Source organism: Inquilinus sp. (assembly GCF_057815775.1).
The window spans coordinates 44056-57994 of the sequence record NZ_JBYRFX010000217.1 but is presented as its reverse complement, the minus strand read 5'-3'; the positions used below and the strand labels follow the sequence as shown (position 1 = coordinate 57994).

Below are 13939 nucleotides of genomic sequence, written 5' to 3'. Positions count from 1 at the left end.
CGACGCCCCCGCCCCCGACCCCCTCCCGCGGGGGGAGGGGGAGAGTGGAAAGCAGGAGCCGATTAAAGATGGTCGAATTCTGAAAAGGTCCCGCAAGCGGCAGAGGCCACGCAAAGGTCTGGCCCCTGCCCCCTATTCTTCCTTGTGGCGCCCGGTGATCAGCCGGGCGCTGCGCTGGCCGGTGGTGTAGATCCACAGCCAACTGAGCGCCACGGTCAGGCGGTTGCGCAGGCCGATCAGGAAGTAGATGTGGGCGAAGCCCCAGATCCACCACGCCAGCCAGCCGCGCAGCTTGATCCAGCCGAAATCGATCACCGCGGCGCGCTTGCCGATCGTGGCCAGGCTGCCGGCATGCTTGTAGCGGAACGGCCGCGTTTCGGATTTGCCCTCCAGCCGGGCCCGGATGGTGTCGGCGACGTGCTGGCCCTGCTGCTTGGCGGCCGGGGCGATGCCGGGCAGCGGCTTGCCGTCCCAGACGTCGAGCCGGGCGGTGTCGCCGACCACGAAGATCTCCGGATGCCCCGGCACGGTCAGGTCGGGCGCCACCATGACCCGGCCGGCGCGGTCCGCCTCCGCCCCCAGCCAGGCGGCGGCCGGCGAGGCCTGGACACCGGCGGCCCAGATCACGGTCTTGGCCGGAATCCGGTCGCTCCCCAGCATCACGCCGCCGGCGTCGCAGGCGGTGACGGCGTGATCGGTGCGAATCTCAGCCCCCAGCCGCTCCAGCGCCTGCCTGGCATAGGTCGACAGGTCCTCGGGGAAAGCGGCCAGCACCCGCGGCCCGGCCTCGACCAGCAGGATGCGGGCCTCCTTCGGGTTCAGCGCCCGGAAATCCTTGGCCATGGTCTGGTGCGCCAGCTCGGCGATGGTGCCGGCCAGCTCCACCCCGGTCGGCCCGGCGCCGACGATGACGAAGGTCAGCAGCGCCTTGCGCACCGCCGGATCGGGCTCGACCTCCGCCCGCTCGAACGACATCAGCACCCGCCGCCGGATGTCGGTGGCGTCGTCGATGTCCTTCAGCCCGGGGGCGAAGGGCTCCCAGTCGTCATGGCCGAAATAGGCATGCCGGGCGCCGGTGGCCACCAGCAGCGTGTCATAGGGCACCGGCGGTTCGCCGCGTAGCTGCACCGCCTTGCCGGCGACGTCGACGCCGGTGACCTCGCCCAGGATGGTCCGCACCTCCGGGCGTCCGGCCACCAGGTGCCGGATCGGCCAGGCAATCTCCGACGGCGACAGCGACGCGGTGGCGACCTGGTACAAGAGCGGCTGGAACAGATGGTGGTTGCGCCGGTCGATCAGGGTGATGTCGACCGGCGCCCCCTTCAGCCGCAGCACCGCCTGCAGCCCGCCGAAGCCGGCGCCGATGATGACGACGCGATGGCGTGCCTGGGGTTCGGCCATGATGATCCTCGCCGCTGAACTTGCCGCACACCGTGGGATATCGCGGTGCAGCACGCAAGGGTAACGGCGGGCCGCTTGGATTGATCCGCGGCCTTTTCGTCAGGCGGCTTGGTGCCCCGGCGCGTGCACCGGGGTCGGCAGGCCGGCATGCCGCGCCTTGATCTGCAGCGCCAGGGCGCGGGAGTAGAAGCGCGAGGCGTTGAGGTTGCCGCCATGGAACCACAGCGCATTCTGCCCGGTCGGCTTCCACAGGCCGCGCTGCTCGCCCTCCCACGGCCCGGGGTCGCCGCGAACGCCGGAGCCGGGGCCGTAGATCGGCCCCACCGCCTGCATCACGCCGTCGGACAGGATCCGCGCGGCCGCGTCGGCCATCGGCACGAAGCCGGTGGCGTAGACGATCACATCGGCCGGCAGTTCGCTGCCGTCGCTGAGCACCAGGCCGTGCTCGCGCACCTCCTGGACCTCGACCCCCGCCCGCAGCCCGATCCGGCCGTCGGCGATCAGCTCAGACGCCCCGACATCGATATAGGTGCCGGAGGCGCGGCGCAGCAGCTGCGGCAGCAGGCCGGAGCCGTCCTCGCCATCCGTCAACAGGAACCCGGCCTGTTCGAGGCGGTCGTAGAAATCCGCATCCTGCTGCCGGATCGCCGCCGTGGCCGCCACCCAGCGCCGGGTCAGCAGCTTGAGCGGCAGCGAGGCGAACAGCAGGTCGGCCTTGTCGGTGGTGATGCCCTGCGCCACCGCCTCGTCGGAATAGGAGGCGGCGATGACGTCGATCATCCGGCCGAGGCGGGCGACGATGGTGGGCGAGCGCTGCACCATGGTGACATGCGCCCCGGCCTCCCACAGCGCCGCGGCGATGTCGTGCGCCGAGGTGCTGGCGCCAACCGCGACGCAGCGCTTGCCCTTGTAGGCGGGGCCGCCATGATGGGCGGCAGCGTGATGCTGCTCGCCCCGGAAAATCTCCATACCAGGATAGCGCGGCAGGCTCGGCGTCCCGGTCAGGCCGCTGGCGAAGACCAGGTGCCGGGGCCGGAGCGTCTGGACCTGGCCGCCGCGCTGGATCTCGACCCGCCATTCCTGGCACTGGCCGTCATAGACGGCGCTGCGGCACTCCGCCCCGGTCCAGATGTCGAGCTCCATCAGCCTGGCATAGGCGTCCAGCCAGTCGGCCATCTGGTCCTTGGACCGAAACACCGGCCAGCTCTCGGGATAGGCCATGTACGGCATCTCGTCGAACCGCACCGGCGAATGCAGCATCAGCGCCTCGTAGCGGTGGCGCCAGGTGTCGGACGGCCGGTCCTGCCTGTCGACCAGCAGCGTCGGCACGCCCAGGCGCTTCAGCCGGGCACCGAGCGCCAGCCCGGCATGGCCGGCGCCGACGACCAGGCAATAGGGCTGATGATTGACACCAAGTTCCGCCGCCTCGCGGTCCCGGTTCATCCGCCAGGACGGCCGGCCCGGGCTGTAGGCCTCCGGCATGCCCCGGGGCCGGCGGAGGCCGACCGCCTCCTCATGCCCCTTCAACTCGGTCATCGTGGTCAGCAGGGTCCAGCAGCGGCCGTCCTTGAGCCGGACCACGGCTTGGCCTCGCGCCCCCGCGGTCTCGAAGGTCAGCGTCGCCTCGACCACGCCGTCGGCCAGGCGGGCGGGGCCGGAAGCGGCCCAGCCGCTGGGCGCGGTGCCGGCGAGGCAGCCCTCCAGCAGGCCGCGGATAGCGTCGCGGCCTTCGGCGGTGTGGATGTTCCAGGTGAAGGCGACGACATCGCGCCAGAACCCGTCCGGCAGGAACAGGTCGGTGGCGGCGGCGATGTCGCCGCGGCTGAGAGCGCTGTCGAATTCCGACAGCCAGAGCGCCAGCTGCTGATCCGGCGCAGCGGTCATCATCGAGGCCATGGGCAAGATCTTTCGCGTTTGCGACAGAAACTTGCCCTGGATTAGGCCCCGCGGATTACCCGCTCATGTCCTCGTGAGTTGCGACGGTAACCGCTGTCCTATCGTCGCCATACGCCGGCGCGGGTGGCGCCGGCGGACCGGTTCAGCGATCCTTGTCGCCTCCGAGAACCAAAGCCGCGACATCGCCGCGATCCTCGGCGCTCAGGCCTTCGACCACGCCGGCGCGGTCGGCCGGCGGGCGGTTCTGGCTCATCTTCCACTTGCCCTCGAGGCGGGCGATCGGCAGGGCGAAGCCGATGATGCCCTTGAGCTGGCCGCGGACGAAATCGGCCGGCGCATCCGCCACGGCCCAGGGCGCGGCCCGGCCGCCTTCATGCCGTTCGGTCAGCCGCGTCACCAAAGCGAGCAGCCGGTCGGCATCGTCGTAGAGTTCGAGCGGCCCGGTGGCGTGGATCGCGACATAGTTCCAGGTCGGCACCACCTTGCCGGTCTGGCGCTTGGTCTCATACCAGGACGGGGTGATGTAGGCATCCAGCCCCTGGAAGATCGCCAGCGCCTGGACATCGGCGACCCCGGGCGACGCCTGCGGATTGGCCTTGGCGAGATGGCCGTGCAGCGTGCCGTAGGGCCCCGCCTCCGGGTCCAGCAGCATCGGCACATGGCTGGCGATCAGCCCATCGGCACGCAGGGTGACCAGCGTCGCCAGGCCGGACTGGCGGATGGCGTCGTGCAGGGTTTCGATCCGGTCTTCCCGGAAGGCGGGCGGAACATACATGGCAATGACCAAGGCAGCAGTGCGGAGGATAGAGAGATGGCAAGGAATCGGACCTTCCGGTAGGGCCAATCCGAACGGAATCGCCGAACCAATTCCGGCAGCGACGCACCGGCGGCATGCAGGCCCTGCGCTTCCGCCCTGCCGCAGCATGCTGCTATACCCGGCCAGAGTATCGGGACAGGTCTCTCTCAAACTGTCATGCCCGGGCTTGACCCGGGCATCCAGAGGCTGTCGACATCTTTTGGATTGCCGGGTCAAGCCCGGCAATGACAAGGAAAAGAAGACCCGTCCCCCGACCATCCATCCCCTGTACGGACCACGCCGATGATCCCGCGCTACAGCCGCCCCGAGATGACCCGGATCTGGGAGCCCGAGAACCGCTACCGGATCTGGCTGGACATCGAGGTCGCGGCGCTGGAGGCGATGTCCCAGCTGGGCATCGTGCCGGAGAGCGCGGTCAAGGCGGTGCGCGAGCGCGGCAATTTCGACGTTGCCCGGATCGATGAGATCGAGCGCGAGACCCGGCACGACGTCATCGCCTTCCTGACCAACCTGGCGGAATACGTCGGGCCCGAGGCGCGCTTCGTCCACCAGGGCATGACCTCGTCCGACGTGCTGGACACCACGCTGGCGATCCAGCTGACCCAGGCGATCGACCTGCTGCTGGCCGATGTCGACGGCCTGCTGGCCGCGCTGCAGCGCCGGGCGGAAGAACACCGCCACACCCTGACCGTCGGCCGCAGCCACGGCATCCACGCCGAGCCGACCACCTTCGGCCTGAAGCTGGCCAGCCACTGGGCCGCCTTCCGCCGCAACCGCGACCGGCTGGTGGCGGCGCGCGCGGAGATCGCGACCTGCGCCATTTCCGGGCCGGTCGGCACCTTCGCCTCGGTCGATCCCTTCGTCGAACGCTATGTCGCCGACAAGCTGGGCCTGGCGGTCGAGCCGGTGTCGACCCAGGTGATCCCGCGCGACCGCCACGCCATGGTGTTCTCGGTGTTCGGCGTCGTCGCCTCCTCGATCGAGCATTTGGCCATCGAGATCCGGCACCTGCAGCGCACCGAAGTGCGCGAGGCGGAGGAGTTCTTCCATCCGGGCCAGAAGGGCTCGTCGGCGATGCCGCACAAGCGCAACCCGGTGCTGACCGAGAACCTGACCGGCATCGCCCGGCTGGTCCGCGCCGCCGTGGTGCCGGCGCTGGAGAATGTGGCGCTGTGGCATGAGCGCGACATCAGCCATTCCTCGGTCGAACGGGTGCAGGGGCCGGATGCCACCATCGCGCTGGACTTCGCCCTGTCGCGCCTGACCGGCGTGGTCGACAAGCTGCTGGTCTACCCCGAGCGGATGCAGGCCAACCTGGATTCGCTGGGCGGCCTGGTGTTCTCGCAGCGCGTGCTGCTGGCCCTGACCCAGGCCGGCGTCAGCCGCGAGACCGCCTATGCCATGGTCCAGCGCAACGCCATGAAGGTGTGGCACGAGGGCGGCAGCTTCCTGGACCGGCTGGCGGCCGACCCGGAGGTGGCGAAGGCGATCCCGCGCGACGAGCTGGCGCACGCATTCAGCTATGATTTCTACACCAAGCACGTCGACGACATCTTCACCCGCGTCTTCGCGGCGTAACCACTGCCGGGGGGCGGGACGATGGACAAGAGCAAGCTTTCACAGGCCAGCATCGCGGCGCAGGCGCTGGGCTGGGTCGACCCGATCACCAAGGCGGTGACCCCGGCGATCCACCCCTCCTCCACCTATATCCGCGATCCGGACAACCAGTACACCTCGGGCCGGATCTACGCCCGGGACAACAACCCGAGCTACGACCAGGCCGAGGCGGTGCTGGCGGCGCTGGAAGGCGCGGCCGGTGCGGCCGTCTTCGCCTCCGGCATGGCGGCGGCGACCGCGGTGTTCCTGTCGCTGGCGCCGGGCGACCATGTGCTGGTGCCGACCGTGATGTACTGGTCGCTGCGCAACTGGCTGCTGACCGAGGCGACCCGCTGGGGCCTGAAGGTCGAACTGGTCGACACCAGCGACCTCGACGCCGTCCGCGCCGCGCTGCGGCCCGGCGAGACGAAGCTGATCTGGCTGGAGACCCCGTCCAACCCGATGTGGACCGTGACCGACATCGCCGCGGTGGCCGAGGCGGCGCATGCCGCCGGCGCCCGGGTGGCGGTCGATTCCACCGTGTCGACGCCGATCCTGACCCGGCCGCTGGCGCTGGGTGCCGATCTGGTGATGCATTCGGCGACCAAGTATTTGAACGGCCATTCCGACGTGATCGCCGGCGCCGTGGCCACTGCTCGCGATGACGAGCAGTGGCAGCGGATCAAGCGCAACCGCGCCCAGCTCGGCGCCATCCTGGGGCCGTTCGAAGCCTGGCTGCTGCTGCGCGGCATGCGCACGCTGGTGCCACGGGTGCGGCAAGCCTGCGCCACCGCCATGGCCATCGCCGAGCATTTCCACGGCCATCCGCGGGTCTCGGCCGTGCTGTATCCTGGCCTGCCCAGCGCCGCCGGCCATGCCATCGCGGCGCGGCAGATGCGGGGCGGTTTCGGCGGCATGCTGTCGATTCGCGTCGCCGGCGGCACCGAGGCGGCGATCGCCACCGCCGCGAAGGTCGAGCTGTGGAAGCGCGCCACCTCGCTGGGCGGGGTCGAGAGCCTGATCGAGCATCGCTCCAGCATCGAAGGCCCGAGCAGCCCGGTGCCGGGCGACCTGCTGCGCCTGTCCGCCGGCCTGGAAGACCCGGCCGATCTGATCGCCGACCTGGAACAGGCGCTGCAGGCCGCAGCGGGGTAGAGCGGCCGAAGGCTTGATGACCGCAACGCCGATTGCCTTGCCGCCTTCCGGGTCGCGCTGCCGTCACGATGTCGCCGAGCGGATGTCGCCGATACCGCAAATGGTGTGAGCGGATCGGCGTGCGCCCTCCCCTCGGATCATGCGACCTTCGGCAGATGGTCCAGGAGCTTGTCCAGCGTGACCGGATAGTCGCGCACGCGCACACCAGTGGCGTTGTAGACTGCGTTGGCGACGGCCGCACCGACGCCGCAGATGCCAAGTTCGCCGACCCCCTTGGCCTTCATCGGCGACGACATCGGGTCGGTTTCGTCGAGGAAAATCACGTCCTGATGCGGGATGTCGGCATGGACCGGCACCTCGTAGCCCGCGAGGTCGTGGTTGACGAAGAAGCCGCGGCGCGTGTCTACCGCCAGCTCCTCCATCAGCGCCGCGCCCACGCCCATGGTCATCGCCCCGATCACCTGGCTGCGCGCCGATTTCGGGTTGAGGATGCGGCCGGCGGCGCACACCGCCAGCATGCGCCGGACCCGGATCTCGCCGGTGGCGGCGTCCACCGCCGTCTCGACGAAATGCGCGCCGAAGGTCGATTGCTGGTGCGTCTTGTCGAGGTCGCCATATTCGATGGAATCCTCGGCGACCAGTTCGCCCTCCCCCGCCGCCTGGGCCAGCGGCAGGCTGCGATTGCCGGCGCGCACCTGGGCACCGGCGAAGACCGCCTCGGTGGCGTTGAAGCCGAGCCGCTGCGCCACGGCCTCGCGCAGTTTGATACAGGCCGCATAGACGCCTGAGGTCGCGTTGTTGGCGCCGAATTGTCCGCCTGAGCCGCAGGACACCGGGAAGCTGGAGTCCCCTAGGCGGACGACCACCTTGTCGAGCGGCACCCCCATCATCTCGGCCGCTGTCTGGGCGATGATGGTGTAGCTGCCGGTGCCGATGTCGGTCATGTCGGTCTCGACCGTTACGTCGCCGCGATGGTCGAGCCGGACACGGGCGCCGGATTTCGTCAGCAGGTTGTTGCGGAATGCGGCGGCGACGCCCGTGCCGATCAGCCAGCGCCCTGCGCGCGTCGAGCCGGGCTGCGGGTTGCGCCGGCCCCAGCCGAAACGATCCGCACCGATGCGCAGGCATTGAATGAGGCTGCGCTGCGAGTAGGGCCGCTCGGGCTTTTCCGGATCGACCTGGGTGTCGTTGCGGATGCGGAATTCGACCGGGTCGAGGCCCAGCTTCTCGGCCATCTCGTCCATGGCGATCTCCAGCGCCATCAGTCCCGGCGCCTCACCCGGTGCGCGCATGGCATTGCCCTCGGGCAGGTCGAGCACTGCCAGCCGCGTCGCCGTCATCCTGGCAGCGCCGGCATAGAGCAGCCGCGTCTGGTTGACCGCGGTCTCCGGCGTGCCCTCGGGCAGATTGCCGGACCAGCTTTCGTGGCCGATCGCGGTGATCTTCCCATCCCGATCCGCGCCGATGCGGATGCGCTGGATCGTCGCCGGACGATGCGTGGTGTTGTTGAAGATGAGCGGACGCTGCAGCGTCACCTTCACCGGCCGGCCGGCGGCACGCGCCCCGAGGGCCGCGAGCAACGCGTCGGACCGAACGAACAACTTTCCGCCGAAGCCGCCGCCGATGAAGGGCGAGATCAGGCGGACATTATCCTTGGCGATGCCGAGCGTTTTCGCCACATCCCCGACGCCCCAGGCGATCATCTGGTTCGAGGTCCAGAGCGTGAGCCTGTCGCCGTTCCAGGCGGCGGTCGAGGCGTGCGGCTCAATCATCGCGTGCCCTTGATCGGGCGTGCTGTAAGTGGCGTCAAGCTGCACCGGCGATGCGGCGAAGGCACCGGCGAAATCGCCGATGGCCGTGTCAGCCGGGCTGCCGAGGGTCGGCGGCGGCATGAAGGCGGCGTCCTTGGCGGCGGCCAGGTCGAAGGCACCGTCGGCCTTCACATAGTCGACGCGGACAAGTTGCGCGGCGGCGCGGGCCTGCTCGAAGGTCTCGGCGACGACCACCGCGACGGCCTGGTGATAGTGCGCGATCTCCGGGCCGCCGAGCAGCCTGGCGGTGTTGTAGTCGCCCTTGCCGAGCGTGCCGGCATTGTCCGCCGTGACGATGGCGAGCACGCCGGGCGCCGCGCGGGCGGCGGCCAGGTCCATCGACGCGATCCGGCCCTTGGCGATCGCCGATCCGACCACGTAGCCATAGGCGGGGTCCGCCACGGCATCGTGCCGCTCGAAGGCATAGGGCGCGGTGCCGGAGGTCTTGAGCGGGCCGTCGATCCGGTCGGTCGGCCGGCCGATCACCTTCAGCTGGTCGATCGGATTGATGGTGGCGGGGGTGTCGAATTTCATGGCTCAGGCCCTCGCTTCGGCCAGCAGCGCGGCGAGCGTGCGCTCCACCAGCGGCAGCTTGAACGCATTCTCCGGGGTCGGCCTGGCATCGGCCAGCAGTTGCTCGGTCACGGCCTTGGCCCCGCGTGGCAAATCGGCCTCCGCCGCCTCGATACGCCACGGCCTGGGCGCCACCCCGCCCAGCGCGACCCGGCCGGTGCCGTCGGGCTGCACGATCACACCGACCGAAACCAGCGCGAAGGCATAGGACGCGCGGTCACGCACCTTGTGGTAGATCTGCCGGCCCCCGAGCGGCTTCGGCAGCGTGACCGCGGTGATCAGTTCGCCGGATTCCAGCGCCGTCTCGATCTCCGGAGTATCGCCCGGCAGGCGGTGGAAGTCGGCGATCGGAATGCGCCGCGTCACACCGCCCGGCGCCACTGTCTCGACCACGGCATCCAGCACGCGCATCGCCACGGCCATGTCGCTCGGGTGGGTCGCGATGCAGACATCACTCGTCCCGACCACGCCCAATTGGCGGCTGACGCCGCCGATCGCGGCGCAGCCGCTGCCGGGCCGGCGTTTGTTGCAGGGCTGGTTGGTGTCGTAGAAATAGGGGCAGCGCGTGCGCTGCAGCAGGTTGCCTGCGGTCGTGGCCTTGTTGCGCAACTGGCCCGAGGCGCCCGCGAGCAGCGCCCGAGACAGCAGGCCGTAGTCGCGCCGGACGCGCGCGTCAGCGGCTAGATCCGTGTTGCGGACCAATGCGCCGATCCGCAATCCGCCCTCCGGCGTCGCTTCGACTTTGTCGAGGTCGAGGCCATTCACGTCAATCAGGTGCGTCGGCGTCTCGATCTCGAGCTTCATCAGGTCGAGCAGGTTGGTGCCGCCGGCGATGAACTTGGCGCCTCGGCTGTGCAAGACCGCCGCCGCGGCGTCGGCCGGCGAACGCGCCCGCTCATAGGTGAAGGCTCTCATGCCTGCCTCCCCGCCACGTCCGTAATCGCGTCGACGATGTTGGAGTAGGCGCCGCAGCGGCAGATGTTGCCGCTCATCCGCTCGCGCAGCTCGGCCTCGGTCAGCCGGGGCTGCGCGGTGAGATCGGCGGTGACGTGGCTCGGGATCCCGTCCTCGATCTCGTCCAGCATCGCCACGGCCGAGCAGATCTGCCCGGGGGTACAGTAGCCGCACTGATAGCCGTCGTGCCGGACGAAGGCGGCCTGCATCGGGTGCTGTGCGTCGGCCGTACCCAGCCCTTCGATGGTGGTGACGCTGTCGCCGTCATGCATGATCCCCAGCGTCAGGCACGAATTGATGCGCCGCCCTTCGACGATCACAGTGCAGGCGCCGCACTGCCCGTGATCGCAGCCCTTCTTGGTCCCTGTGAGATGCAGGTGTTCGCGCAGCGCGTCGAGCAGCGTGGTCCGGGTGTCCAGCTCGAGCTGCCGGACCTTGCCATTCACGGTGACGGACAGCGTCGACAGGACGGGTGCTTCGGCAACGCCTGCCTGCGCGTCGGCAACGATCGGGGCCGTCGTGACGGCCACGGACGCAGCAGTCCCGATCATCAGGCCGCGCCGCGTGATCGCGAGTTCGGATGAATCTGGCATGTCGTATCCCAATCTGTTCCTGGCCGGTCATATGCCGCCTTTGGCGCCCGCCTTCGTCTTGGGCGAGGCTGTCGGCCATCGGCTTCGAATGTCTGATCGGCAAGCCGGGGAGCGATGGGCAAGCGATGCCGGAATCGCAATACCCCTGTCCTGTGCCAATGCCCCGGGGCCTGTCGGAGTTCCAATGGCGTGGAACGATCCACCATCCGGTGATGCGCGGATTTGCACATCCATTCGCGGGCAGCGGCCGCGCAGGGGCGCTTTCACCGCGCCTGCGCTCAACAGGCGTCACACGGCCGCCGACGCATCGCACTTGCCTGTTTGCACGCATCCATGTTACCGGTCACATCAATAAGAAGGACAAAAGCCTTCGGGTCATGGGGAGGACCACCGACGTGCCTGTCGCCGATCGAATCCGCCCGACCGACCGCCGCATCCGGCCCTGAGCCATGCGCAGTCTTGCGGCCCGCCGTGCCGATCCGCGGCCTCCTCGTCCAAGCCTCCCTCTTTCCAGGCGGCGCGCCCGGCATCGGACTGATGCCGCGCCGATCGAGAGTTCCTCCATGCCCAAGCGTTCCCTGCGGCCGACCATGCGCGATGTCGCGCGCCTGGCCGGGGTCTCGCCGATGACCGTGTCCCGCGTCCAGGCCGGCAGCGCCCGGGTGCTGCCGGAAACGCGGGAGCGCATCAGGGCGGCGATGGACCGGCTGGGCTATGTCGAGGACAAGGTCGCCGCCAGCCTGTCGTCGCGCCGCACCGGCTTCATCGCCACCATCGTGCCGACCCTGACCAATTCCAACTTCGCCGACACCGCCCACGGCCTGACCGAGGCGCTGCGCCGGACCGGCTATCAGCTGCTGATCGGCTACACCCGCTACCGCATGAGCGACGAGGAAGCACTGATCCGGGCGATGCTGGAGCGGCGGCCGGAGGCGATCGTGCTGGCCGGGATGCACCACACCGCGGCAGCCCGGGCGATGCTGCGCGGCGCCGGCATCCCGGTGGTCGAGATCTGGGATTGCGGGGCTGCGGCGCCGATCGACCGCGCCGTCGGCTTCTCCAACATCGACACCGGCCGGGCCGCGGCGCGGCACCTGATCGCGCTGGGCCACCGCCGCATCGGCGCGATCGGCCCGATGACCGGCGACGACACCCATGATTTCCGCGGCGAGGCCCGGCTGACCGGATTCACCGAGGTGCTGCGCGAGGCCGGGCTGTCGACCGGCCGCATCGTCCAGCGTGGCGACGTGCCCCTGTCCTTTTCCGGCGGCGCCGAAGCCATGGCCCATCTGCTCGACACCGCCGGGCCGCTGGACGCCGTGTTCGCGATCTCCGACCTCGCCGCCTTCGGCGCGCTGATGGAATGCCAGCGCCGCGGCATCGCCGTGCCGGGCGACCTGTCGGTGATGGGCTTCGGCGATTTCGAGATCGGCAGCCAGTGCGTGCCGGCGATGACGACCATCCGGATCGATGCGGAGGGTATCGGCCGCCGGGTCGGCGGGCTGCTGCTGCGCCTGCTGGCCGCCGAAGCCGGCAGCCGCCCCGCCGCGGTCGACGATGTCGGCTTCGAGATCGTCGAACGGGGCTCGACCGCCCGAAGACCGTAACCGGTCCCACGCGTTCCGCTGCCTCGGCAGCCACCAGCAAGACGGCACAAGCCGCCGCCCATCACCCCCATCCGGGAGAAGCTGCATGCCCAAGATCGGTCTCCGCCCCATCGCGGCGGGTTGTGCCCTGGCCCTCGGCCTCGCCTTCGCGATGCCGGCCCAGGCGGAGGAAACGCTCACCGTCTGGTTCACCAAGGGCTTCTACAAGGGCGAGGACGATGCCCTGCTGGCCCTGATCGACCGGTTCCAGAAGTCGACCGGCGTCAAGGTCGACCTGTCGCTGTATTCGACCGAGGATTGCATCGTGAAGTCGGTCGCCGCGGTCGAGGCCGGCACGCCGCCCGATGTCGGCTACTGCACCACCTATGATTTCCGCACCACCGGCCAATGGGCCTATGAGGGCCGGCTGGAGGATGTCAGCGACGTCATCGCGCCGATCAAGGACGGCTTCCAGCCCGACGCGCTGGCCACCACCTTCCTGATGAACGGCAAGACCGGGCAGAAGGCCTATTACGCCTTCCCGATCGAACGCCAGACCATGCACATCTTCTACTGGAAGGACATGCTGCAGGATGCCGGCTTCACCGAGGCCGACATCCCGACCACCTGGGACGCCTATTGGGACTTCTGGTGCGGCAAGGTGCAGACGGCGCTGCGCGCCAAGGGCAAGCGGATCTACGGCATCGGCCAGCCGATGAGCGTCGCCGCCTCCGACACCTTCTTCAGCTTCCTGACCTGGGCCGACGCCTACAACGTCAAGATCGTCGACGAGAGCGGCAAGATCGTGCTGGACCAGCCCGAGAACCGCGCGGCGATGATCGAGGCGGTGAAGAGCTACACCTCGATCTTCATCCGCGGCTGTACCCCGCCGTCGTCGGTCAACTGGCTCGACACCGACAACAACGTCAACTTCCACAACCGCACCACGGTGCTGACCCACAACGCCACGATCTCGATCGCCGGCAAGCACCTGGACGATTCGACCAACCCGACGCTGACCGATGAGCAGCGGGCCCAGGCCAAGAAGAACTACGAAGAGAACATCCGCACCGCCTATTTCCCGACGAAGCCGGATGGCGGCGTGCTGCCGAACCTGGCGGCGACCAAGACCGCGGTCATCTTCGCCGATTCCAAGAACAAGGCCCGGGCCAAGGAATTCATGGCCTTCATGATGAAGGATGAGAACCTGACGCCCTTCGTCGAAGGCTCGGTCGGGCGCTGGTATCCGACCAGCAAGTCGGGTGCGGCCGCCCCGTTCTGGACCGACGGCAAGGACCCGCACCGCGCCGTGGTGTCGAAGCAGTTCACCGACGGCACCATCCCGTTCCCCTTCGTCTACAACTACCACTTCACCACGGTGAATGCGGAGAACGTCTGGGCCAAGGCGCTCGACCGCGTGGTCCAGGACGGGCTGACGCCCGAGCAGGCGGTCGATGAGATGATCGCCCGTATCAAGGTCATCGCCGGCTAAGCCCACGGCCCGGCCGGTGCGGCGCCTGTCACGCCGGCCGGGCTTCCCGCCCCCTTTCAGGGACG

General features: G+C 69.2%; 10 protein-coding genes. 4 read left to right on the top strand and 6 right to left on the bottom strand.

All coding sequences use genetic code 11. The annotated features are described in order from the left end of the window. Window positions 1-132: 132 nt before the first annotated feature. The 3 genes from AC3XYG_RS07855 to AC3XYG_RS07845 form a co-directional block, all read right to left on the bottom strand. The gene (locus AC3XYG_RS07855; RefSeq protein ID WP_489139257.1) at window positions 133-1401 is read right to left on the bottom strand and encodes an NAD(P)/FAD-dependent oxidoreductase; all 1269 of its coding nucleotides are present in this window, start codon (window positions 1399-1401) and stop codon (window positions 133-135) included. Between the two features lie 99 nt (window positions 1402-1500). Continuing rightward, window positions 1501-3297 (bottom strand): NAD(P)/FAD-dependent oxidoreductase, encoded by a 1797-nt coding sequence (locus AC3XYG_RS07850; RefSeq protein WP_489139256.1) that lies wholly within the window; start codon window positions 3295-3297, stop codon window positions 1501-1503. 142 nt (window positions 3298-3439) lie between these two features. Further along, window positions 3440-4072, bottom strand: coding sequence for an FMN-binding negative transcriptional regulator (locus AC3XYG_RS07845; protein WP_489139255.1), 633 nt, complete (start codon window positions 4070-4072; stop codon window positions 3440-3442). 324 nt (window positions 4073-4396) lie between these two features. On the opposite strand from AC3XYG_RS07845, the gene purB reads away from it, so the two are divergent. Together purB and AC3XYG_RS07835 are read left to right on the top strand one after the other, a co-directional pair. Then, a complete protein-coding gene (purB, locus tag AC3XYG_RS07840) occupies window positions 4397-5692 on the top strand; it encodes an adenylosuccinate lyase (protein WP_489139254.1) in 1296 nt (431 codons plus the stop codon). A 21-nt stretch (window positions 5693-5713) separates the two neighbouring features. Next, window positions 5714-6865: a trans-sulfuration enzyme family protein gene (locus AC3XYG_RS07835; RefSeq protein WP_489139253.1), complete on the top strand. Its 1152-nt coding sequence runs from the start codon at window positions 5714-5716 to the stop codon at window positions 6863-6865. Between the two features lie 137 nt (window positions 6866-7002). Here AC3XYG_RS07835 and paoC read toward each other — a convergent pair whose 3' ends face one another. The 3 genes from paoC to paoA are packed head-to-tail and all read right to left on the bottom strand — an operon-like array spanning window position 7003 to window position 10808. After that, the gene (gene paoC / locus AC3XYG_RS07830) at window positions 7003-9210 is read right to left on the bottom strand and encodes an aldehyde oxidoreductase molybdenum-binding subunit PaoC (RefSeq protein ID WP_489139252.1); all 2208 of its coding nucleotides are present in this window, start codon (window positions 9208-9210) and stop codon (window positions 7003-7005) included. Between the two features lie 3 nt (window positions 9211-9213). Next, complete coding sequence (locus AC3XYG_RS07825; protein ID WP_489139251.1) at window positions 9214-10164, bottom strand: FAD binding domain-containing protein; 951 nt, start codon at window positions 10162-10164, stop codon at window positions 9214-9216. Next, window positions 10161-10808 (bottom strand): aldehyde dehydrogenase iron-sulfur subunit PaoA, encoded by a 648-nt coding sequence (gene paoA / locus AC3XYG_RS07820; protein WP_489139250.1) that lies wholly within the window; start codon window positions 10806-10808, stop codon window positions 10161-10163. The genes AC3XYG_RS07825 and paoA overlap by 4 nt, the downstream gene beginning before the upstream one ends. A gap of 551 nt (window positions 10809-11359) precedes the next feature. Between paoA and AC3XYG_RS07815 the strand changes: the two genes are divergently transcribed. Continuing rightward, window positions 11360-12403, top strand: a complete 1044-nt coding sequence (locus tag AC3XYG_RS07815; protein ID WP_489139249.1) for a LacI family DNA-binding transcriptional regulator — start codon at window positions 11360-11362, stop codon at window positions 12401-12403. Between the two features lie 85 nt (window positions 12404-12488). Then, window positions 12489-13874 carry an ABC transporter substrate-binding protein gene (locus AC3XYG_RS07810; protein ID WP_489139248.1) on the top strand — a complete coding sequence of 462 codons (1386 nt, stop codon included), beginning with the start codon at window positions 12489-12491 and terminating at the stop codon, window positions 13872-13874. Window positions 13875-13939: the final 65 nt, after the last annotated feature.